19 protein-coding genes and 3 pseudogenes are annotated in these 21,307 nt (G+C 43.9%); 20 read left to right on the forward strand and 2 right to left on the reverse strand.

Going from position 1 to position 21,307, the window contains the following annotated elements; all coding sequences use genetic code 11:
- The first annotated feature begins 58 nt into the window (after positions 1-58).
- Positions 59-862, forward strand: a complete 804-nt coding sequence (locus ODZ53_RS04385) for an MOSC domain-containing protein (RefSeq protein ID WP_372676075.1) — start codon at positions 59-61, stop codon at positions 860-862.
- A 247-nt stretch (positions 863-1,109) separates the two neighbouring features.
- Here the strand turns inward: ODZ53_RS04385 and ODZ53_RS04390 are convergent.
- A pseudogene (locus ODZ53_RS04390) lies at positions 1,110-1,416 on the reverse strand (phosphohydrolase); the annotation flags it as partial.
- 314 nt (positions 1,417-1,730) lie between these two features.
- Here ODZ53_RS04390 and ODZ53_RS04395 point away from each other — a divergent pair.
- The 5 genes and pseudogenes from ODZ53_RS04395 to ODZ53_RS04415 all read left to right on the forward strand — a co-directional run bounded on the left by ODZ53_RS04395 (position 1,731) and on the right by ODZ53_RS04415 (position 4,600).
- On the forward strand, positions 1,731-2,675 hold the full coding sequence (locus ODZ53_RS04395) for a LysR family transcriptional regulator (RefSeq protein ID WP_372676076.1): 945 nt from the start codon (positions 1,731-1,733) through the stop codon (positions 2,673-2,675).
- 39 nt (positions 2,676-2,714) lie between these two features.
- Positions 2,715-2,843, forward strand: a pseudogene (locus ODZ53_RS04400) (GNAT family N-acetyltransferase); the annotation flags it as partial.
- A gap of 44 nt (positions 2,844-2,887) precedes the next feature.
- A complete protein-coding gene (locus tag ODZ53_RS04405; protein WP_372676077.1) occupies positions 2,888-3,835 on the forward strand; it encodes a DMT family transporter in 948 nt (315 codons plus the stop codon).
- Between the two features lie 29 nt (positions 3,836-3,864).
- Positions 3,865-3,978: a DNA topoisomerase gene (locus ODZ53_RS04410; protein WP_372676395.1), complete on the forward strand. Its 114-nt coding sequence runs from the start codon at positions 3,865-3,867 to the stop codon at positions 3,976-3,978.
- Between the two features lie 7 nt (positions 3,979-3,985).
- A pseudogene (locus ODZ53_RS04415) lies at positions 3,986-4,600 on the forward strand (FtsK/SpoIIIE domain-containing protein).
- A gap of 199 nt (positions 4,601-4,799) precedes the next feature.
- Here the strand turns inward: ODZ53_RS04415 and ODZ53_RS04420 are convergent.
- Entirely contained in the window at positions 4,800-5,999 is a 1,200-nt protein-coding gene (locus ODZ53_RS04420) for an MFS transporter (RefSeq protein WP_372676078.1), read from the reverse strand.
- Between the two features lie 262 nt (positions 6,000-6,261).
- On the opposite strand from ODZ53_RS04420, the gene ODZ53_RS04425 reads away from it, so the two are divergent.
- From ODZ53_RS04425 to ODZ53_RS04490, 14 genes are all read left to right on the forward strand, one after another.
- Positions 6,262-7,119 carry a histidine racemase CntK family protein gene (locus ODZ53_RS04425; protein ID WP_372676079.1) on the forward strand — a complete coding sequence of 286 codons (858 nt, stop codon included), beginning with the start codon at positions 6,262-6,264 and terminating at the stop codon, positions 7,117-7,119.
- Positions 7,116-7,922, forward strand: a complete 807-nt coding sequence (locus ODZ53_RS04430) for a methyltransferase domain-containing protein (RefSeq protein WP_372676080.1) — start codon at positions 7,116-7,118, stop codon at positions 7,920-7,922. The genes ODZ53_RS04425 and ODZ53_RS04430 overlap by 4 nt, the downstream gene beginning before the upstream one ends.
- An 18-nt stretch (positions 7,923-7,940) precedes the next feature.
- On the forward strand, positions 7,941-9,257 hold the full coding sequence (locus ODZ53_RS04435) for an opine metallophore biosynthesis dehydrogenase (RefSeq protein WP_372676081.1): 1,317 nt from the start codon (positions 7,941-7,943) through the stop codon (positions 9,255-9,257).
- 24 nt (positions 9,258-9,281) lie between these two features.
- Positions 9,282-10,889 carry a staphylopine-dependent metal ABC transporter substrate-binding lipoprotein gene (cntA, locus tag ODZ53_RS04440; RefSeq protein ID WP_372676082.1) on the forward strand — a complete coding sequence of 536 codons (1,608 nt, stop codon included), beginning with the start codon at positions 9,282-9,284 and terminating at the stop codon, positions 10,887-10,889.
- A 21-nt stretch (positions 10,890-10,910) separates the two neighbouring features.
- Complete coding sequence (opp1B, locus tag ODZ53_RS04445; protein ID WP_372676083.1) at positions 10,911-11,843, forward strand: nickel/cobalt ABC transporter permease; 933 nt, start codon at positions 10,911-10,913, stop codon at positions 11,841-11,843.
- Positions 11,844-12,737: a staphylopine uptake ABC transporter permease subunit CntC gene (gene cntC, locus ODZ53_RS04450; protein ID WP_372676084.1), complete on the forward strand. Its 894-nt coding sequence runs from the start codon at positions 11,844-11,846 to the stop codon at positions 12,735-12,737.
- A 7-nt stretch (positions 12,738-12,744) separates the two neighbouring features.
- Positions 12,745-13,566, forward strand: a complete 822-nt coding sequence (gene cntD, locus ODZ53_RS04455; RefSeq protein ID WP_372676085.1) for a staphylopine uptake ABC transporter ATP-binding protein CntD — start codon at positions 12,745-12,747, stop codon at positions 13,564-13,566.
- Entirely contained in the window at positions 13,553-14,296 is a 744-nt protein-coding gene (locus tag ODZ53_RS04460; protein WP_199926937.1) for an ABC transporter ATP-binding protein, read from the forward strand. The genes cntD and ODZ53_RS04460 overlap by 14 nt, the downstream gene beginning before the upstream one ends.
- 50 nt (positions 14,297-14,346) lie before the next feature.
- Positions 14,347-15,537, forward strand: a complete 1,191-nt coding sequence (gene cntE, locus ODZ53_RS04465) for a staphylopine family metallophore export MFS transporter CntE (RefSeq protein ID WP_372676086.1) — start codon at positions 14,347-14,349, stop codon at positions 15,535-15,537.
- Between the two features lie 301 nt (positions 15,538-15,838).
- Positions 15,839-16,912 carry a PAS domain-containing sensor histidine kinase gene (locus tag ODZ53_RS04470; RefSeq protein WP_372676087.1) on the forward strand — a complete coding sequence of 358 codons (1,074 nt, stop codon included), beginning with the start codon at positions 15,839-15,841 and terminating at the stop codon, positions 16,910-16,912.
- Complete coding sequence (locus ODZ53_RS04475; protein WP_173625774.1) at positions 16,909-17,553, forward strand: response regulator; 645 nt, start codon at positions 16,909-16,911, stop codon at positions 17,551-17,553. The genes ODZ53_RS04470 and ODZ53_RS04475 overlap by 4 nt, the downstream gene beginning before the upstream one ends.
- Before the next feature lie 132 nt (positions 17,554-17,685).
- A complete protein-coding gene (locus ODZ53_RS04480) occupies positions 17,686-18,885 on the forward strand; it encodes an FAD/NAD(P)-binding oxidoreductase (protein WP_372676088.1) in 1,200 nt (399 codons plus the stop codon).
- A 123-nt stretch (positions 18,886-19,008) separates the two neighbouring features.
- Positions 19,009-20,427 carry an MBL fold metallo-hydrolase gene (locus tag ODZ53_RS04485; protein WP_372676089.1) on the forward strand — a complete coding sequence of 473 codons (1,419 nt, stop codon included), beginning with the start codon at positions 19,009-19,011 and terminating at the stop codon, positions 20,425-20,427.
- Positions 20,428-20,469: 42 nt separating this feature from the next.
- Positions 20,470-21,264 carry a sulfite exporter TauE/SafE family protein gene (locus ODZ53_RS04490; protein WP_372676090.1) on the forward strand — a complete coding sequence of 265 codons (795 nt, stop codon included), beginning with the start codon at positions 20,470-20,472 and terminating at the stop codon, positions 21,262-21,264.
- Positions 21,265-21,307 lie beyond the last annotated feature (43 nt).

Below are 21,307 nucleotides of genomic sequence, written 5' to 3' on the forward strand. Positions count from 1 at the left end.
TATTGTTTTGTATCCCTACCTGAATAGAGTCCATAATACATACAAAGGAGTGAGCACTTTGTTACCAAAAATTGTTTCTACGTGGAGATACCCAGTAAAGTCAATGATGGGTGAAGAAATGAATGCTACTATTATAACCGATAAGGGAATACTGGGTGACCGAGCATATGCACTTATTGATACGTCAACAGGAAAGCTAGCTAACGCAAAGAATCCGCAAAAATGGCCGACCATTTATGAATATCGTGCTTCATTTGTAGAACCTCCTACCGTCAGTCACCCAAACCCGCCCGTACGATTTACTTTTCCTGAAGGCTCTACCCGCCTCAGTACGGACTCTGATGTAAATGACATGCTCTCCGAGAGCTTAAAGCGTAATGTTAAGCTGATCACTCCTTCCAACCAAGCGGTTCAATTTGAAGGTTACATCCCTAACATGGAGGAACTGGTCAACAAAGACTCAGTATTCACCAGAACATCTCCGGAAGGAACATTCTTTGATATATCTATGCTCCATATTCTTACTACTTCAACCATCAATAAATTGCGTTCCATTATACCTGGGAGCCGAGTTGAAGTCCGCCGGTTTCGGCCAAATATCGTCATAGAAGTTCCTGAAGATGATGGCTTTATTGAGAACGATTGGGTAGGGAGAACCCTACGAATCGGGGATCAGGTCCGCTTACAAATTGTTCAGCCTACTCTTCGTTGTGTCATGACTACGCTCCCTCAAGGAGACTTGCCCAGGGACCCAGATGTCTTACGAGCTGCAGTAAAGTACAACAGTGGAGGAATAGGCGTTTATGCTACGGTACTTAAAGGAGGGCATATCCAACGAGGAGATACTGTAGAAGTTGAATAGAGAATAGGGATTGCATTCAATAAGGAGCTGGTTCTAGTTTTTAAACGAAGAATCAGCCCCTTCCTCCTTAGATATATAGTCCAGTTATCAAAACAAAGGAGGCATTCACAAGGGCAAAAGTACAAATAAACGTTTCAAGACAAAGGGTATAGCATCCAAGTTAAAGCTGGATCCCATACTTTTTAAATCAAGGAACCCGTTAATTAAGGGGGAAAAACATGGGGGTCAATCCGCTCAGGCATTACTGAGTTTCAGGTTTATGAGCGAAACCTTCAAGGAAAGCAGGAAGGATTTTTTGTTTAAAATTATCTCGAGGGAAAGCAGATACAACTTGCTCACGAATTTCCTCTGAAATTTCGTCATATCCATCCCCCTTAACATCGTATCCTACTCCAGAAATAAATTAATGAAATTGGGGGTTCTTTATATTAAGCAATTCCAATCGATGGGTGAAGTGCAATCGAATCCAAAACCAGTCTAATTGACTCATTATCCATGCCATGTTGTTGAAGAAAACTACGTGCAGCATTTGCACCATCTACTTCAAAACGTTCCAAAGTAAATCGTTACCATATTCACCAAGGATTTCTTACGCCTCTACTGCTATTTTATTAATTGAGATTTCAATAAATCATCAAGAAACAAACTTTAAATAATAGATGTTATCTATGTTAACTATAGAAATCATAGAATTGATTAATAGATAACTGAGAGTTAAAATGAAGTTATTTTCTTTTTAATGAATAGCTTTCATTATTCTATGTTTATTAATAAAAAGGGTTTAAACTACGTACGCCATAACAAAAGGTAAAGTAAGGGAGAGTATGAAGCGATTATAAGGTTAAAAAATTAAGGAGATTATTTTTATATGGAATTAAGACAGTTAGAGTATTTCATGACACTTTATAAAGAACTTCATTTTACAAAAGCAGCTGATAAGCTAGGTATTACGCAACCTACATTAAGCCATCAAATTAAAGCTCTTGAAGACGAAATAGGTATGCCATTATTTGACCGCATGGGAAAGAAAATAGCCATAACGGACGTCGGTTCTATTTTAGCCAACGAATGTAAGAATATTTTTAATGCATTAGATAATGTAAAAGAACAAATCAGTGAATTAAAGGAGATAAAAGGAGGTAAAATTGCAATTGCCACTTTACCTGGCGAACTAACAGACTTAGTTTCCACTTTATTATTAGATTTTCATAAAAATTATCCAGAGGTAACAGTAAAAATTATAAGTTCAGATGAAATACTAGAATTAATAAACCAGAATCAGGTTAATTTTGCTGTTACAATTGATTCTTCCGAGTACGTATTCGAAGATGAAAAAATTATAAAAATACCATTATACACAGAAGAATTATTTTTAGTGGTATCAAATAACCATTCACTAGTGAATGAACAAGAAATACAATTCTCAAAATTGAATAAGTTACCATTAATCTTGTTCCCAGACAGCCATGAATGCAGAAAGTTATTGAATTATACATGTTTACCACAAAAAATAAAATTGTATCCAATTATTGAGACCTCTAGTATCCAATCGTTATTTGATCTTGTTAGAAATGAATTTGGAGTGACAATTGTATCTAAAACTTTACTTGATATTACTGTAGATAATGACTTATCAGCTATTCCTATAGTAAATCCAAGTATTAGTAGGAAAGTTAACCTTATTTTGCGTAGAGATAAATTTATTGGGTTTGGCACAAGAAATTTTATTGAATTGCTTACAAATGAAATTACAAAATTAGGGTTCCCTATTTCTGAACAAAGTAAAGAACAGATTAGAAAATTAATTAAATAATTATTATATTTTTGAGTAACTAGTAGAGGAATTAACACTTGGAGAGCTACGGTTGGAGGGGTTCGGACGGCATCTTCAGAAAGAGGAAAAGGTATCGGGAGCAAATTAATTCTATGGGTCATTGAGCGGGCAAAAGAGCGGGGCTGCCATATAATTCAGCTAACATGAATACTTATGAAGTGAGACTAACATGCATCGAGGTGTCTGCAGGTATGACAACAGAGAAATTTTTTAAACATCCTATTGGCATCATGTTTGCTGCGACTTTGGCTACATTGCTGTGGGGGAGCGCTTTTCCGTTTATCAAGCTTAGCTACGGGATGTTGGCGATTGGGAAAGAAGACTGGTCGGAACAGCTATTATTCGCTGGATATCGGTTCGTTCTCGCCGCGCTGCTGATCTTCTTGTTCATGGTCATGATCGGCAAAAAAGCCGGATATCAACGGGGGACGCTGTTAAATCTCGGTAAAATCGGTCTGTTTCAGACGTTTCTTCAGTATGTCTTTTTTTACTACGGCTTGAGTGCAAGTACAGGAATCCAAGGTTCGATTATTGCAGGGACAACCTCTTTTTTTCAAATCCTGTTGGCCCATTATATGTATAAGAACGATCGCTTGAATTCAAGGAAATTGATCGGTACTGTGCTTGGTTTCGCCGGTGTGATTATCGTTAATATGACCAAAGGGCAACTGTCTCTTCATATCGGTGTTGGGGAAATCTGTCTACTTATTGCGATGTTCTTCGGTGCATTCGGCAATGTGCTATCCAAAAACGAAGCTAAAGAGCTAGATGTGCTGTACATAACAAGCTGGCAAATGCTGATTGGCGGAGGCGCGCTGCTTGCTGTGGGCATGGCGTTTGCAGGACCGCTGCCATTTGTGTTCACATGGAAATCGGCGCTGATTCTGCTGTATTTGGCGTTGCTATCTGCCGTCGGCTTTGTGCTTTGGAATAATGTCATGAAATACAACAAGGTTGGCAGCATTTCTATGTACTTGTTTTTAATGCCCGTTTTCGGGGTCATTTTGTCGGCGCTGATTTTAAGTGAAGAATTACATCTTATCGTGTTGATCGCGCTAGGTTTGGTCGTCTCAGGCATTGTCTTAGTCAACCGTCCCCACAAAGGGGGTGCCCGGCACGAGCACAGGCCGATTGGTTAATTGGCTTAAATACATCACGCGCGTACACAATTGCTTTTAGAAATATGGGAGTAGATGGAACATTTTCTTGCGGTCGGGTGCAAACACCGTTACTTGGCCTTATATGCAAAAGAGAGGAGGAGATTGAATCCTTCATTCCTTAAAAATTCCATGAAGTGTTTGCGACCTTTAATTTTAAACATAACTTTCAAGCAGTACTCATGGCAAAGACGATATATTCCACTTCCAGGAAAGAACACTATAGGGCTAGAAGTCCCAAACATTGAAATACGTCCTGTTTACTTACGAAGCCTCTTAGAAAACAAGGAGTTTCTAGCACACAGGACAGGGCTCACTTTTCCATTAGGAGCTGACATCGAAGGGAAGCCAGTTTATGGAAACCTATCGAAGATGCCTCACTTATTGGTGGCAGGTACCACGGGGAGCGGCAACTCTGTCTTCATAAATTCAGTTATTTGCTCGTTAATGTATACGTGAACCGAAGAAGAACTACGGTTCGTTTTCGTTGATCCTAAGCAAGTCGAGCTTAGTGCATATGAAAACTTACCTCATTTGCTATTGCCTATTGTTAAAGACCCTGCAAGAGCCGGCACAACACTTGAGAAGTTAATCAATATTATGCTGCAACGGTATGATTTGTTTGACGCTGCTGGTGTAAAAAACATCGGCGGGTATAATCAGCAACTATCGGTTAAGGGAGAACCTCTCTTACGCTTCATTAGCTGGTTTCGAGGCAGAATAAAGGCCTTGAACAAGCCCTTATGAACCGCCATTTGTCAAAATATAAAGAAGATCGCCAATCACCTAACCAAGAAGGTAGGATGAGGGGGGATCTTCTTTGTTTTTCGATAGCACCCAATGAAATACATGCTCTTTTCTTAATTATATTCTCGATCACAAACAAGTGAAGCCCCCGTAGGGGGCTTTGTCAACAATCTGAGGGTATTCAAATGGAGTACCCTTTTCAACTTTGTTGCAGCTTGCGTTCAGCCATATAGGATGCGATTCCCAAAATCAGACCCAGTGCTACGAGTACGGCACCCACCCATGGCAGGGAGGTTATATCAAGATGTGTAATAACCCATCCGCCAATGAAGGCACCAGCAGCATTTCCTAGATTTCCGGCAGAATGACTGGATGTAGAAGCAAGCGCTGGTGCATTCTGAGCGAGGTTCATCACGCGTACTTGCAGCCCTGGAAATACAGCGAAAGAAGCCGCTCCCCAAAGAAATATGGTCAATACGGCAGCAATTGGACTGTACAGGGTAAACGTAAACAGCGTCAAAATGATGCATATCGTGAAGTAAAGTCCAAGAATGGAAGGCATCAGCTTCCAATCCGCAAGCTTTCCGCCCACGATATTACCGATGGTCACACCACAGCCGAAGAGGACAAGAATCCACGTTACATGATACTCAGCAAAACCGGTAATTTGCGTCAGCAGCGGCGTAATATACGTAAATACGGTGAATAGACCAGCGTTGCCTAGTGCTCCAATAAGGAGGTACAGAAGGAGCTTGGGTTTGAGAAGAGCGCTAATTTGCCCAGTGATACTCCCCGTGTTTTCTTGCCGCATTTTTGGGACGAAAACGAGTATTCCGATCAGAGCTATGATTCCCATGATTGCAATCGTTCCAAATGAAGCTCGCCATCCCATATGTTGACCGATGAAAGTCCCCAAAGGCACACCAATAATATTAGCAATCGTCAGACCTGCCATCATAATGGAAACGGCTGCGGCACGTTTGTCAGGACTTACGAGACTGGAAGCTACAACAGCACCCACCCCAAAGAATGTCCCGTGCGTCAGAGCGGTAATCAGGCGTGCTCCCATCAATATATCGTAGTTGGGAGCAAAAACAGAGATTCCGTTCCCGAGAATAAATAGAATCATAAGGAGACAGAGTAGTCTCTTTTGGGGAATCCGGTGGGTGAGGACTGTCAGTATCGGTGCACCGACAGCTACCCCTAGCGCATACATGGTAATGAGTTGTCCCGCAGATGAGATACTAACATGCAAATCCTCTGCAACATTCGGTAGTAGACCCATGATGACGAATTCCGTCATCCCAATGGCAAAGGAACCCACGGTAAGAGAGAGCAAAGAGATTGAAGACTTTTCCTTGTTGACCTGTTTCTTGGTAGTAGTTTGAGATAACGCCATGAAGTCAATACAACCTTTCTGTACGATAAAATCCGTTTATGGTGCGGGTAAAGATTACCTGTTCCACTTTGTTAAGTCAAGGTATTCTTCTTGTATAGATGTAAAAATCCTACCGTTGACAGACACCCAAATTGTGGTTATGATTTACTCGATAATAATCGTAATCATTACGGTTTATTTTTTAAGTCTTAAATCGTAATGATTACGTTTAACCTAAGGTCATTCGCTTTTCATCAAAAATAGGGTAAGAGGGTAGGTTGAGATGAAACGGGAAATCGATTTTATAAAGTTTAATCCCACACAAAATATGACCATTCTTGTGAAAAACAATCACCCAGCTGAAGAGTATACGCACATCGCCTCAAAAATTATGTCCTACGCTAGTGTCCATGCTGAACAAGTGGGTTTTATCGAAAAACCGAATCATTATGGAGCAGCAGCACATCTGCAAATGGCTGGGGGTGAGTTTTGCGGCAACGCATGCATGGCATTAGCGTCGCTTATCGCGCATGAAAATGGTCTACAGCATAATGATTTCACCGAAATTGTTTTGGAAGCTTCGGGAACAGATCATTTCGTTGTTTGTCAAGTGAAAAAAAATAAAGACGAATATTACTGCCAAGTTTCGATGCCTCTTCCCAAAAAGATCGAGCAGCAATCAATCAACTATGATGGCGACGAAATAAACCTGGTGATTGTGAGGTATCAAGATTTCTTTCACATCGTGATTGAAGTAGAACAGTTCAGTGAGGCGGTAAGAAAACGTGCGCAATCTTTAGCCAAGCTGCTTGGAGTAACTGTAGGGATGAGTTTAATCGGGGTGCTATTGTATCAGCCAGCTTCGAATGAATTGGCTCCCCTTATCTTTGTTCCGTCTTTAGATAGCATGATCTGGGAAAGCGGCTGTGGGTCAGGTACTGCTTCACTTGGGGCCTATCTGGCTTGGAAAAAGCAAGGCGATATTGCTGCTCCCATCAGGCAACCGGGAGGCACGATTCTTGTAACGGCCGATTGGCAAAAAGAAGAAGTAACAAGTCTCAAAATTGAGGGGGCAGTCGGAATCGTGGCACAAGGCAAAGCATTCATCGAGATTCAAGATAGCAAGGGGAGAACGGTATGAATAGACACGAACAAATGCAACAACAGTTGACTGCATTTCTAGAAAGGTTCACCCATTTAGCAGATCGATATGACGGTACCATCCATCACAGCTCGGAGTTAGAGAAGATCATCGATGAGTATTCTACTTTCATAACGGATGAAAGAAACAAAGAAGCCTGGGAGCAGATAGAACAGCCAATCGGAAACCAATTGAACCAGCTTGTGGAGAATGTAAGGAAATCGTCGGCGATTTGCGTTGCGATTATGGAGAAATATCGTGCGTTGAAGCTGCTAAAAGGGATTGACGATAAGACCGACTACTTTCAAAACATAGAATCTTGTATTGAAGAAGAATTTGGGAGTTTTCAAGTTACTATTGATTCAAAGGTGTTGATGGTAGGCTCAGGTTCCTTTCCCATGACGCCATTATTGATTGCGAAGCGGACTGGAGCAGAAGTAGTTGGTATCGACATTGATGAGGAGGCCATCGAACTAGGGCGGAGTGTTGTAGAAAGGCTGGGAAGTGGATTGTCTATCCGCTTGGAGAAAGAGTTTGTGGAACGACTTGATGTGACGAAGGATGCAACCCATATCATCTTTAGTTCAACAGTTGCAAATAAGTATGATCTGCTGGAACAATTACATCCATTGACAAATGACCAAGTGATCGTGGCGATGCGATACGGGAATCAAATGAAATCCCTTTTTAACTACCCCATGAGAGAGGTAGATGAGCGGAAATGGAGACTGATTGAAACCATCTTGCGTCCCGACCATGTGTTTGATATCGCGTTGTACAAAAAAGCATCGGTTGCATGCTGATCTTAAAAGGAGGTTTCTATGGGTGATAGGAAACGAATCTTGCTATTGGGAACAGGTCCTGCTTCCATTCAAATGGCTGTCATTTTTAAAAAACATTGGAATTGTTGCGTCGGGGTCGTTGGGCGTGAGTCTGTTCGTTCCACATCATTCTTTACTTCACTTAAGCAAAGCAGTCAGCAAATTCGCGCAGATATTCAAAATGAAAAGCATCAAAAGATGGAAGGCGAATGCCAAATCGATCATGTATTCCATGGATACGGGAGCGTTACAGGGGAATGGGATACCTTCCTATTATCTGTCACAACAGATGCATATACAGAGGTTTTACAACAAATAAATGATCAGGTTTTACAACAAATAAAGTGCATGATTTTGGTTTCCCCGACCCTTGGTTCCAACAGTTTACTACGCCATTATTTAAACAGGATTGGTTCGAATGCGGAGATTATCAGTTTTTCTACATACCTTGGCGATACACGCTGGTTCCATGATCAGCCATCAAATCGAGTGATTACGACAGGGGTTAAGAAAAAGCTTTACATCGGCTCGACGCGCGCACCCTCCCCGAATGTAAAAAGACTTTGTGAGTTATTTGAGCAAGTAGGTATTCATTTGGAAGTCATGGACTCTCCGATCGAAGCGGAAACGCGAAACATATCACTATACGTGCATCCGCCACTGTTTATGAATGCTTTCTCCCTTCGTGTGATATTTGGAGAGGAACCAATCAAAAAGTACGTATACAAAATGTTTCCGGAGGGCCCCATCACGCAATATCTCATACGCGATATGCTGGCTCAATGGAAAGAGATTACCAAAGTGGTAGAAAAGCTCAATATAAAAGGGCTCAATTTGTTAAAGTTCATGACCGATGACAATTATCCGGTGAGGCTGGAAAGTCTATCACGTGATGATATCGAAAACTTCGTTCATTATGAAACGATTCATCAAGAGTATTTATTGTTCATTCGATATACCTCACTGTTGATTGATCCTTTTTCGGAGCCAGATTCAGATGGAAGATACTTCGATTTTTCTGCTGTCCCCATCCGAAAAATATTTATCAATAGAGAAGGGTATTGGGATATCCCGCGCATGCCAAAGGAAGATTACTATCGGATAAAAATGATTCAGGGCATTGCAAGATACATAGATAGCAGTTGCCCGACGATCGATACATTCATTGAAACGTACGAGAGTAAAATTTCGGAAGCTGCGCAAACACGTAAGGGTGAACAGTTATCGGATGCGTTCGTTGTGCAAAGCTTTGCGGAAGATTTGAAAATGATATGTAGGGAGATCGAAAAGGGTATCGGATCGAAGAAGCCACACTAACACGTATTTTCTGGAGGAAATGGTATGACAAGAAGAATGGGATCTTTATTAAGGACGTTCATGGTCTCCGTCGTTCTGCTGGTTGGCTGCAGTAATGGTGATACGGAAAAAACGGAGTTAACCAATAAAGGGAAAGAGATCGTGTATGCCACTTCGAAAGATATTAACGATATGAACCCGCATTTTTATTCCGGCTCCATGCCAGCTCAAGGGATGGTGTACGAATCGTTGGTGGAAAATACAGAAGATGGAATCAAACCTTCGTTGGCTGAATCTTGGGAAGTTTCCGGAGACGGAAAAGTGTACACGTTTCATTTGAGAAAAAACGTGACGTTTCATGATGGCGAGCTGTTTAATGCGGAAGCAGTGAAAAAGAATATCGAAGCGGTGCAAAGCAATGCAAGCAAGCATTCCTGGATCAAGTTATCAACAAAGATCGTGGCCTGCAATGTACGCGATGAGTATACGGTTGAACTGGTCTTATCCGAACCGTACTACCCGACGCTGGTCGAATTGTCGATGACAAGACCTTATGTATTCATCTCGCCAAAAAATTTTGTGAACGGGGGAACCAAAGATGGTGTTAGTGGTTATAACGGAACTGGTCCCTATAAGCTCACTGAGCATAAAGTTGATCAGTATGCCGTATTTGAAGCGAATGAAAATTATCGGGGTGGCGCGCCTAAAGTGAAGAAAATCACAGCCAAAGTACTTCCCGCAGGAGAAACTACTTTCTTGGCACTGCAAAAGGGAGAAGTCAACTTTGTATTTACGGATGATCGAGGGGCTAATAGTCTCGATGTGGCAGCCATGAATCAATTTGTTGAATCAGGAGAACACCAAATCATTCGCAGTCAACCAATGAACACAGGCATAATCGTCGCCAATAGCAGCAAAACAGAGAGCCCTGTATATGAAAAGGCTGTACGCGAAGCGTTTTGGCATGCGATTGACAGAGAGACCATCAGCAAACAAATTTTTGAAGGCACTGAACAACCAGCTAATACCCTTTTCTCTTCGAATGTTCATTACGCCAATGTGAAATTAGAGAAGCGGGGATACGATTTGGAAAAAGCGAAGAAGATTTTGGAGGAGGCGGGCTGGGGTATTGGGAATACGGGCGAATTCAGATCGAAAAACGGAAAGCCATTAGCCATGAAGCTTTATTATGATGTAAATTCGTCCACGCAAAAAATGCAGGCTGAATTGATTCAACACACGGTAAAAAGGATTGGGGTCCAACTGGAGATTATTGGCGAGGAGTCTTCTTCGATTGCGAACAGAAGATCTACAGGTGACTATGACCTGCTTTTTAATCAAACGTGGGGACTCGCGTATGATCCGCAGAGCACAACCGCTGCTTTTACTTCCAAGTCTTCCTATTACCATACGACAAGAGGCATCGCACAAGCTGATGAGCTCTATAAGAAAATTGAAGAAGTCATGGTGTCGACGAATGAGGAACATAGAAAATCGCTATATGCTGATATTTTGACCATTGTCCATGAGGAAGCCGTATTTATTCCGATTACGAATGGAAGAGTCACAGTCCTGGCTCCCAAAAACCTGCAGGGTATCTCGTTTAAGCAAACGCAATTCGAGCTTCCATTTGAGCGGATGTACTTTGAATAAATACGGAAAAAGGAGCGTGCTATGGGTAGCTATATCATCAAAAGGTTCATGCTATCGATTCCTTTGGTCCTGATCGTATCGTTTGTAACGTTTTCCTTCATTCATCTATCTCCTATGGATCCTGCCGAAGTGGTGCTGCATTCACAAGGCATCCCCACAATAACGGATGAGTTACTTGTTCAAACCAGAGCGAAACTTGGGATGGACCAACCTTTTTTGACCCGGTACCTAAACTGGGTTGCTTCATGCTTGCAGCTTGATTTTGGAGATTCATACATAACGGGAAAACCCGTGTGGTCTATGCTAGGACCAGCCTTTTTCCATACAGTAAAGCTGACGTTGGTTTCGACATTTGCCATCGTTTCGCTGTCCATCGTTTTGGGAGTGGAATGCGCATTGAACGCAGGCAGATGGGTGGACAAATCAGTCAGAGGCGTTTCATTTTTCCTGACATCGATGCCGTCCTATTGGCTCGCCGCTCTGCTGATCTGGTATTTTTCCGTCAAGTTGGATTTGCTTCCGACAAGCGGAATGCAGTCGTACAAAAGCTATGTATTGCCCGTTGTTGTGATTACAATCAGCTATGCTGGCATCTATTTTCGAATCATCAGAAGTTCCATGTTAAGCAACATGAATGAAGACTATGTGCTCTATGCAAGGGCATGCGGCTTACCGGAGAAAAAGATCACGATGCACATTCTCAGAAATTCATTGCAGGTGGCCATTTCCGTATTTTGCATGGCAATTCCCATCATTTTGGGAAGCACAGTCGTCGTGGAAAACATCTTTGCTTGGCCGGGACTCGGTACGCTAAGCGTCAAATCCATTTTAAGCAGGGATTTTCCGATCATTCAAGCCTATGTCCTTGTGTTGGCAGTCGCTTTTATTCTGTTCAACACCGTTTCCGACATCATCAATGCGGCATTGAAACCCAAAATAAGGGATGGTCTCTAGATGAATCGATTACAACATGTGTGGAAAGACAAGGTTGCTGTCCTATCCTTATCCATTATCTCGCTTACAACTATGGCTGGAATATTTGCACCTTTCGTTGCACCGCATGATCCCGCAGAAGTACATATGGAGCTTCGATTTGCATCCGCATCATGGGAGTATCTCTTGGGCAACGACCACTTAGGGCGATGCGTTTTATCCAGACTCATTTACGCTATTCGTCCCAGCATGCTATGGGTCTTCGCTGCGCTGCTCCTATCTGTATTGATTGGGTCAATTGTAGGGGTTCTTGCGGGTTACTTGCGTGGAAAAACTGATGCCTTCTTGATGCGTGTTTGCGATGTGATCCTTTGTTTTCCGGGATATGTCATGACCCTGGCGATTATCGGCATTTTGGGAGTAGGTTTTGAAAATGTAATCATCGCCTTTGTATTGATGAAATGGGCTTGGTTTGCTCGAATCATCAGAGCGTCAGTCATGCAATATGCGGAATCCGACTATGTAAAATTCTCAAAGGCAATCGGCGCAAGCAATTTGGGAATCATGATCAGGCACATTATTCCGGTTGCATTGCCCGACATTGCTGTCATTTCAAGCAGCTCCTTCGGTTCGATGATTTTGCAAATATCAGGATTCTCTTTCCTCGGTTTAGGCATTCAAGCACCGGAAGCAGAGTGGGGCATGATGTTGAATGAAGCGAGAGAGGTCATGTTTTCCCGCCCGGAATTCATGCTAGCTCCCGGTTTGACCATCGTGATCGTCGTATCGGCCATTAACTATTTGTCTGATACGCTTCAAGTGGCTTTAGATCCCAAATTGATGACTTCTACATATAAGCAGCAAGGGTTAGTAAGAGCCTCTGCCGTGAAGCTCGAAGGAAAAGGGGTGGCATAACCGGAAGATGAACATTTTGGAGGTAAATAACCTGAAAATCTGGGACAGCCGCAATGATCGAGTGATCGTTCCAAACAGTTCATTTCATGTGAAGCAGGGAAGCTGTCTGGCCATTGTTGGAGAAAGCGGAAGCGGGAAGTCGGTTACATGCAAGGCCATCATGAGATTGAATAAAGCCGGGATTCACCAAGCGGGAGACATTCTATTACGAGGAGAAAACCTCATGGAGCTCTCCGAACAGGAGGTGAGGAAAAAGAGGGGAAAGCAGCTTTGCATGATTTTACAGAATGGCATGCGTGCCTTTGATCCCTCTTGCGTGGTGGGTGTTCATTTAAAGGAGACGCTAGTGGAGCATTTTGGATGGAGCCGTGACGAAATCACAACCAAAATGAAAAATGCCATGGAAAGCGTCATGCTGAAAGACCCGAAAGAGGTAATGAATAAGTATCCCCACCAGCTGTCGGGTGGAACGCTACAGCGGGTCATGATTGCGCTGGCTATCGTATTGGAGCCTGACATTCTGATTGCTGATGAACCCACGACAGCACTCGATACAATCTCGCAGTTCGAAGTGGTTGAACAGTTCCTGCAATTGCGCGATCGAATGGGCTGCTCCATGATCTTCATCTCTCACGATTTAGGGATTGTCAAATTAATGGCAGATGAGGTTCTCGTCATGAAAGAAGGAGAAATTGTTGAAAACGGGACGACCCAAGCCATCTTCTCTGAACCGCAGCATACCTATACCCGCTACTTGCTCTCCACGAAGCTGCCGATGAATCAACATTTTAAGAGGGTCATGGGAGGAGTTAGTATTGCTGAGCGTTGAGTGTGTAGAGAAATCATACAGAAGAGGTGGATTGTTTTCAAGGGAAAGAGAGCAAGTGTTGAGTAACATTAGCTTCGAATGCAAATCTGGGGAGTGTTTCGGCATCATCGGAGAAAGCGGAAGTGGTAAATCGACATTAGGAAGATTGCTCCTGGGGATAGAAAAGCCTGATCGAGGTACCGTCTTGTTTGAGGGCAAAAAAGTAGAGGATCGAAAAGTAAGAACAGGGAATATCAGCGCTGTATTTCAAGATTACACTTCTTCGATCAATCCATTATATACAGTTGAGGACGCCATTCGGGAGCCTTTGCAAATAAAAAGACGGGGACGAAAAGATGTTCGAAGCGAGATTGACCATTTATTAAGTCAAGTAGGGTTGGATCCTTCCTATCGAAAGAAATTTCCTCATGAGCTATCAGGGGGGGAGGCTCAGAGGGTATGCATAGCGAGAGCCATTTCAACGGAACCGAGATGCATTCTATTCGATGAAGCAATCAGTTCATTGGATGGGTCTGTGCAAATGCAAGTGCTTGATTTACTAAAAGACTTGAGAAAACGTTACAAGATTGGCTATATCTTCATCACCCATGATATACAGGCTGCCGCCTATATTTGCGACAGAGTCATGGTCATACGAAATGGTGAGATCGAAGAGATTGTGAGGGTTGAAGAATTAAAAGATGTTCAATCCGCCTATACGAAGAAACTGCTGCAAATGACTATTGCTTAATGGAATTGGCAATGAGAGTGAGCAGAGGATCAGAGGAAGGAGTAAGAGCTATGAGAGGGGCTCTGTCTTGGCCATTTTTACGATTATACATAGTGACACTTTTGTATTTTAGTGCGAACTCTATTCTGAATGTCATTATTCCGTTAAAGGGTGCAGAGTTGGGGGCGACCAATACAACAATTGGAGTCGTTATGGGAGCGTATCTGTTTACAACCATGTTTTTTCGGCCATGGGCAGGCCATATCATCCAAAAACATGGACCAATCAAGGTGCTCCGCACGATTCTTATTTTCAATGGAGCGGCTCTCATTTTATATACGTTTACTGAATTAGAGGGTTTTATTGTTGCCCGTATTCTGCAAGGGATGTGTACAGCTTTTTTCTCCATGGCCTTACAGCTAGGGATTATTGATGCGTTGCCAGACAAGGATCGTTCACAAGGGATCTCCCTGTATTCCTTATGTGCTTATTTGCCTGGTATTTTTGGCCCTCTACTCGCTTTAGGCATCTGGCAAGCGGGGGATAGCTCTTATTTTACAGTTGCCATGGTCACCATTGCGATCCTTACAGGAGTGGTGGGTTATAGCGCCAGTATCGATAAAAAAGTAGCTGAGACTGCTCCGGATCAGACAGAACAGGGAGCAACCATGCTTGGTTCTGTGAGCCAATTAGTCAAAAACCCGTATTTATGTAAATGCAGCGTCCTGATGCTGGCGGCATCCATTATATTTGGAGCTGTGACAACCTTTATACCGCTGTACGCTGTACAAATCAACTACGGGAATGCGGGAATTTTCCTGATGCTTCAAGCGGGTACCATCGTATTATCGCGGTTTGTGTTGAGAAAGAAAATTCCGTCAGACGGTAAGTGGCGTTCCTCTTTTATGATGGGAATTATGCTCATTCTTGCAGTAGCGGCGTTAAGTGTAAGCTTTTCTAGCGTGGGTGGAGCAGCCTTTCTCTACGTAGGGGCCATATTAATGGGAATTGCTCAAGCCCTTCTCTATCCTACGTTAACGACGTATTTGACATTTGTTCTGCCAAAGACGGATCGCAATGTGTTAATCGGGTTATTCATAGCTATGGCCGATTTGGGTGTTTCTCTGGGAGGAGTCATCATGGGGCCAGTCGCTGATCATTTCTCTTATTCCTTTATGTATATGATTTGTGCAATCTTAGGCATAACGATGATCATTTTTGCCTATGAACGAAGCAAAAAAAGTTCTGTTGGATTACGATAAGATCGATGATGTTCATTGCTAGAGCTCAATCCTGGAAGGAAGAAAAACGGTTATCCGTAGATCGTCGTTGGACACGGAGGAAAATATTCAGGTGGCAAGCCGAGTGCATGTTAGGAGATGATACCTAGCGTTTACTCGGTTTTTTCATACGCAGATGCGAATCAAAACACAGTATCTATTTGACCATCATTTAGCGTCACAAAAGATAGGGGAAGGTACCTATTTGAAAGGTGCTCCCGGTCTTTTACGATTGGGTCATAGGGGAAATGATCTCAATATCTTTCAGTATGGAGGACCTATTATGGATCAAAGTCTGACTTATTTTGAACGCTATGGTGAAGAAGGAAAAGCGATGGATAACGGGTATCTGAAGCAAATCTTCGATCACTTGCAGGACGGGATTATTCTCATGGATCAGGAACGAAAAATTATGGTGATGAACCCATCCGCAGAGAAAATGACAGGTTGGATACGAGGAGAAAAGGTCCCGTTCTGCTCCTACTGCCAAAACAGAGAGTTGGAACCGGGAGAAGAACGATGTTATTTGCTCGCCAAACGGGAGGTTCCCTATTTTCTCTCTGCGATGCCTACCTATGAAGGACGGTACATAGACATGGAGATGAGCACGGCTGTCATCTATGAAAATGGTGAACAAAACATGCAGGATGTCCTTTTGGTCTTAAAAGATATGACGGTCAAGAAAAAAGAAGAGGAGGTCAGAATCTCCAAGCAGGTGCTGCAAAAAACGCTAGAAGCTCAAGAAAATGAACACAAGCGCCTGGCCCGGGAACTGCACGACGGCGTAGGTCAATCCTTGTATTCTGTTTCAGTAGGTATTCAGGCCATTCAAGCACGCCTCAACGAGAGGGGACAATTCCGGGAATTCATGCAAGAGATTGTGAATGAGCTGGAAAAAGCAATACAAGACGTCAAGCTGTATTCTCTACAGCTGCGTCCGCATAGTCTCGATCAGCTGGGGCTGATTCCTACCGTACAGCATCTTGTTTCTAGCTTGAACAAAGCACATCAGGATGTTTCCATTACCTTTTCTTACAGCAATGTCAGTGATCATTTTCAGCCAAACTTGGAAATCAATCTGTACCGTGTCATCCAAGAAGCCTTACATAACGCACTGAAATACGCGAAGGCGACACTCATTGAAGTTATCTTGTACAAGGAAGACGACCTCCTGACTTTGCTGATTCAGGACAACGGAATCGGATTTGTGCGCGATCAGGTTCAGGTTGGTCTGGGTCTCAAACATATGGAAGAACGAGTGGATCAGATGGAGGGGACTCTTCAGATTCAATCCGTCCTCCTCGAAGGTACATCGATCAAGGTAACGGTAGCAGGACAAGGAGGGAGAGTAGAGTGATACGAGTGCTTTTGGTTGATGATCACACGATGATTCGGAAGGGATTGCGTGTGCTTCTCGAAAGTTACTCTCAAATTAAAATTGTCGGAGAGAGTCATACAGGTAATGATGCCATCCTGAAAGCCAATCAGCTGAAACCCGATGTAGTGCTGATGGATTTGTCATTGCCGAACGGGTTGGATGGGTTTACCGCGAGCAAAGAGATTCGCAAGTCGAATCCTTTGGTGAAAATCGTCATATTGACCATGCATGACGAGGAGATTTTCGTCCAGGAGGCCATCACGGTCGGAGCCCATGGCTACATTTTAAAAAACAGCCATGGAGAACTGCTGTTTCAAGCCATTGTGGAGGTTTACAGAGGCAAGTGCTTTTACAAGACTTCAGTATCGCAAGAAATCATCAATCAATGGCTGAGATCGGATGCCAAGACGTTGCCTTCTGTTTTAACGCTGCGTGAAAAGGAGCTTGTCAGACTCATTGTGCTTGGCTATTCCAATAAGGAAATGGCGGATAAGCTGTTGATCAGCGTAAAAACCGTGGAGAACCACAAAACGAATATCATGCAGAAACTAGGATTGGATTCCAAGCATCAATTGATCCAATACGCCATAAAAAATAGATATCTCGATCTGGCGTTTTAATGGTTTGAATCTAAAAGTAGGGGACTTCCCCTATATGGAAAAAATGTCAACAGAATAAACTGAATAGAGAGACTGCATCTTATGAACGGTCATCGTATGAATGGAAACCAAATGGTCGTCGAAGGAGGAGCTATGGCAAAACAAGTTCATTATACGGTTGTGATCGTGGGAGCAGGCTCAGCAGGTATCTCTGTTGCTGCCCGTCTCGTCCGTGCTTCCAAAAGGCTCATGGGACAAGTCGCCATCATCGATCCCGCATCCAAGCATTATTATCAGCCTTTGTGGACATTAGTCGGAGGTGGTGCCGCTAAAAAGGAGGAATCCGAGCGAGACCTCTCCTCTCTGATTCCCACAGGCGTCGACTGGATTTGCGATGCGGTCACCATGTTTCAACCGGAACAACACACGCTTAGTACGAAGCAGGGGGCCGTCTTTTCCTATGATTACCTCGTTATTGCTGCCGGATTGCAACTTGATTGGGAGGGGGTAAAGGGTTTGAAGGATGCCGTTGGGAAGAACGGCGTTTGCAGCAACTACGCATACCAAACGGTAGAAAGTACATGGGAAGCCATCCGGAGTTTTAAAGGCGGTACTTCCATTTTTACCCATCCGAATTCACCCGTAAAATGCGGCGGAGCCCCTCAGAAAATCATGTATCTGGCCGATGATTACTTTCGCAAGTTAAAGGTTCGCAACGACTCAGCGATCATTTTTGCATCAGCGAAGGGAAGTATTTTTGACGTTCCCACGTATGCCACTACCCTCAATAAGGTCATTCGTCGCAAGAACATCGAAACGAGATACAAGCATAACCTACTGGAGGTACGGGCGGATACCAAAGAAGCCGTCTTCGAGAATCTGGACACCAAAGAGCAGGTAGTATGGAAGTATGACATGCTTCATGTGACCCCTCCCATGAAAGCGCCCGATTTCATTGCAAACAGCGCATTGGCAGACACAGGAGGCTGGGTCGATGTCGATCCATTTACGCTTTTGCACAAGAGATTTCCCACTATTTTCGGCATTGGCGATTGCACGAATCTTCCCACGTCCAAAACCGGAGCTGCTATTCGCAAACAGGCGCCTGTGGTCGAGAAAAACCTGCTCGCGCTGATCAATGGTAATCCATTGACTGCCAAGTATGACGGTTATACATCCTGCCCACTCGTAACGGGGTACAACAAGCTGGTACTCGCCGAATTTGATTACAACCTGAAGCCGTGCGAAACCTTTCCTTTTGACCAATCCAAAGAAAGATTCAGTATGTACCTGATGAAAAAAGAACTGCTTCCCATCCTTTATTGGAATGGCATGCTAAAAGGATTGATGTGAGACAGTTTTCGAAGGAAAGAGGGAGACATCCATTTTGCGCGATCTGGAATCACTCCGGTATCTGCTTGAGTTACTCACGGAAAAAGCAAACAAATAATTGACAGGTTAAGGGAGGAATACACGATGTTATTGCGTTACTTTTATGATGAGAAGCTTGCCCATGCGTCTTATCTGGTCGGCTGCCAAAAAACCGGTGAGGCGATTGTGATCGATCCCGCTCGTAATCTGGCTCCTTATTTTCAGGTCGCCAAAGCAGAGGGAGTAACCATTGTAGCCGCCACCGAAACCCACATTCACGCTGATTTTGTATCTGGTGCTAGGGAACTGGGAGCAGTTCATCAAGCGAAGCTGTTTTTATCCAATGAGGGCGATGAAGATTGGAAATATCAATACGTGAAAGGCTTGAATCATCAGCTTGTGCACGATGGGGATCGCTTTTTTATCGGAAACTTGCTATTTGAAGTCATGCATACCCCTGGCCATACACCTGAGAGTATCTCCTTCCTTTTGACAGACCTTGGAGGGAATGCAGATCGCCCTATTGGGATCTTCACGGGAGATTTCGTCTTTGTCGGCGATATCGGCAGACCGGACTTGCTCGAAAAAGCAGCGGGAATGAAGGGGACGTCCGAGTTAGGTGCAAGAGCCATGTTCCAGTCCCTCCAAAAATTCAAGCAACTGCCGGATTATATACAGGTATGGCCAGCCCATGGCGCAGGAAGTGCTTGCGGGAAAGCACTGGGAGCCGTGCCGTCTTCTACCGTCGGCTATGAAAAGCTCTTTAACTGGGCGATGTCACACACGAGTGAAGAGGAATTCGTTCAGGCTCTCCTGGATGGACAACCAGAGCCGCCAACGTATTTTGCCGTGATGAAACGCGTGAATAAGGAAGGCCCTGCCTTGCTAAAGGAGCTTCCTGTTGTTCGAGAGTTCAACTCGCTTGAAGCGGTAAAGGAATCACTGGAAAACGGACAGATGATCGATACGCGACCTTTCCACAAATTTGCGAAGGGGCATCTGGCGGGAACACTTCACATTCCCTTTAACAAGTCATTTGCCAACTGGGCGGGTTGGATTGTCGATTACGATCGGCCCGTTCACATCCTGACCACCCCAGATGCGCTGGACGAGATTTTGCAAGCCTTGCATGCTGTAGGGATTGATCATGTCACAGGCTTTATCGACAGCACCAAACTAGTGGAAAGTGAAGTGTCTTCGCTCGAGACAATCGAAGAGGTATCACCGCTGGAAATTGCAGAACGGGTGGAAAAGGGAGAGGTTCACGTAGTAGATGTACGTAATTTGGCCGAGTGGGAGGAAGGACATATTCCAGATGCACAGCACATCATGCTCGGTACACTCGCCATGCGGCTAGATGAGATTCCTCACGATAAACCGCTTCTCGTACAATGCCGTTCCGGTGCCCGATCTGCCATTGGCGCAAGCATTCTTAAAGCAAACGGATTCAAGGATGTAATGAATTTGAGCGGCGGTATCTTACAATGGCAAATAGACCGCTTGCCAGTAGTAGAACGAGGATAAAACGAAACGAAATCAAAGCGAGTCGCTGCAAAGGGTGAGCCTATGACTATCGACCTAGTGATCACACTGTTTGTTATCGGTTTCGTGGGATCGTTCATTTCTGGTCTCGTTGGAATCGGGGGCTCCATCATCAAGTATCCGATGCTTCTGTACATTCCGCCCGCCCTTGGATTCGTTGCTTACACAGCTCACGAAGTATCCGGAGTAAGTGCCGTCCAAGTATTTTTTGCCACCCTAGCCGCTGTTTGGACTCTGCGCAAAGATAAGCTTATTCATTACCAGCTCGTTGTGTACATGGGAAGTGCCATTATTGTCGGGAGCTTGCTTGGAGGATATGGAGGAAAATTTCTTTCGGAAAATGCCGTCAATATCGTTTACGCCATCCTGGCCACGATTGCTGTAATCTTGATGTTCCTGCCAAAAAAGCGAATGGACGAACGTGAACAGACGACCGAGGTTATCTTTCATAAACCAACAGCTGTCTTATCTGCTTTGACGGTCGGAGGTGCCTCCGGAATTGTCGGGGCAGCGGGCGCTTTTATTTTGGTTCCCATCATGTTGATCATCCTCAAGATACCGACAAGAGTTGCGATTGCGTCCTCTCTTGCCATCACTTTTCTATCTTCCATTGGATCGACGATAGGGAAATGGATGGCAGGGGACATATTGCTGTGGCCATCCGTGATCATGGTAATCGCCAGTATCATGGCAGCGCCGCTCGGTACGAAGGTCAGCAAACGTTTGGGCACGCGGATTCTCCAATCCATTCTTGCCTTGTTGATCCTAGCCACCACGATTAAGATTTGGGCTGACATCCTCCTATTCATACGTGTATGAAGATTTACTTTTTTCACAAATAAAATAAAGAAAAATCAATTGT

This window comes from Brevibacillus sp. BD137 (assembly GCF_041644655.1).
Taxonomy (GTDB): Bacteria; Bacillota; Bacilli; order Brevibacillales; family Brevibacillaceae; genus Brevibacillus; species Brevibacillus brevis_D.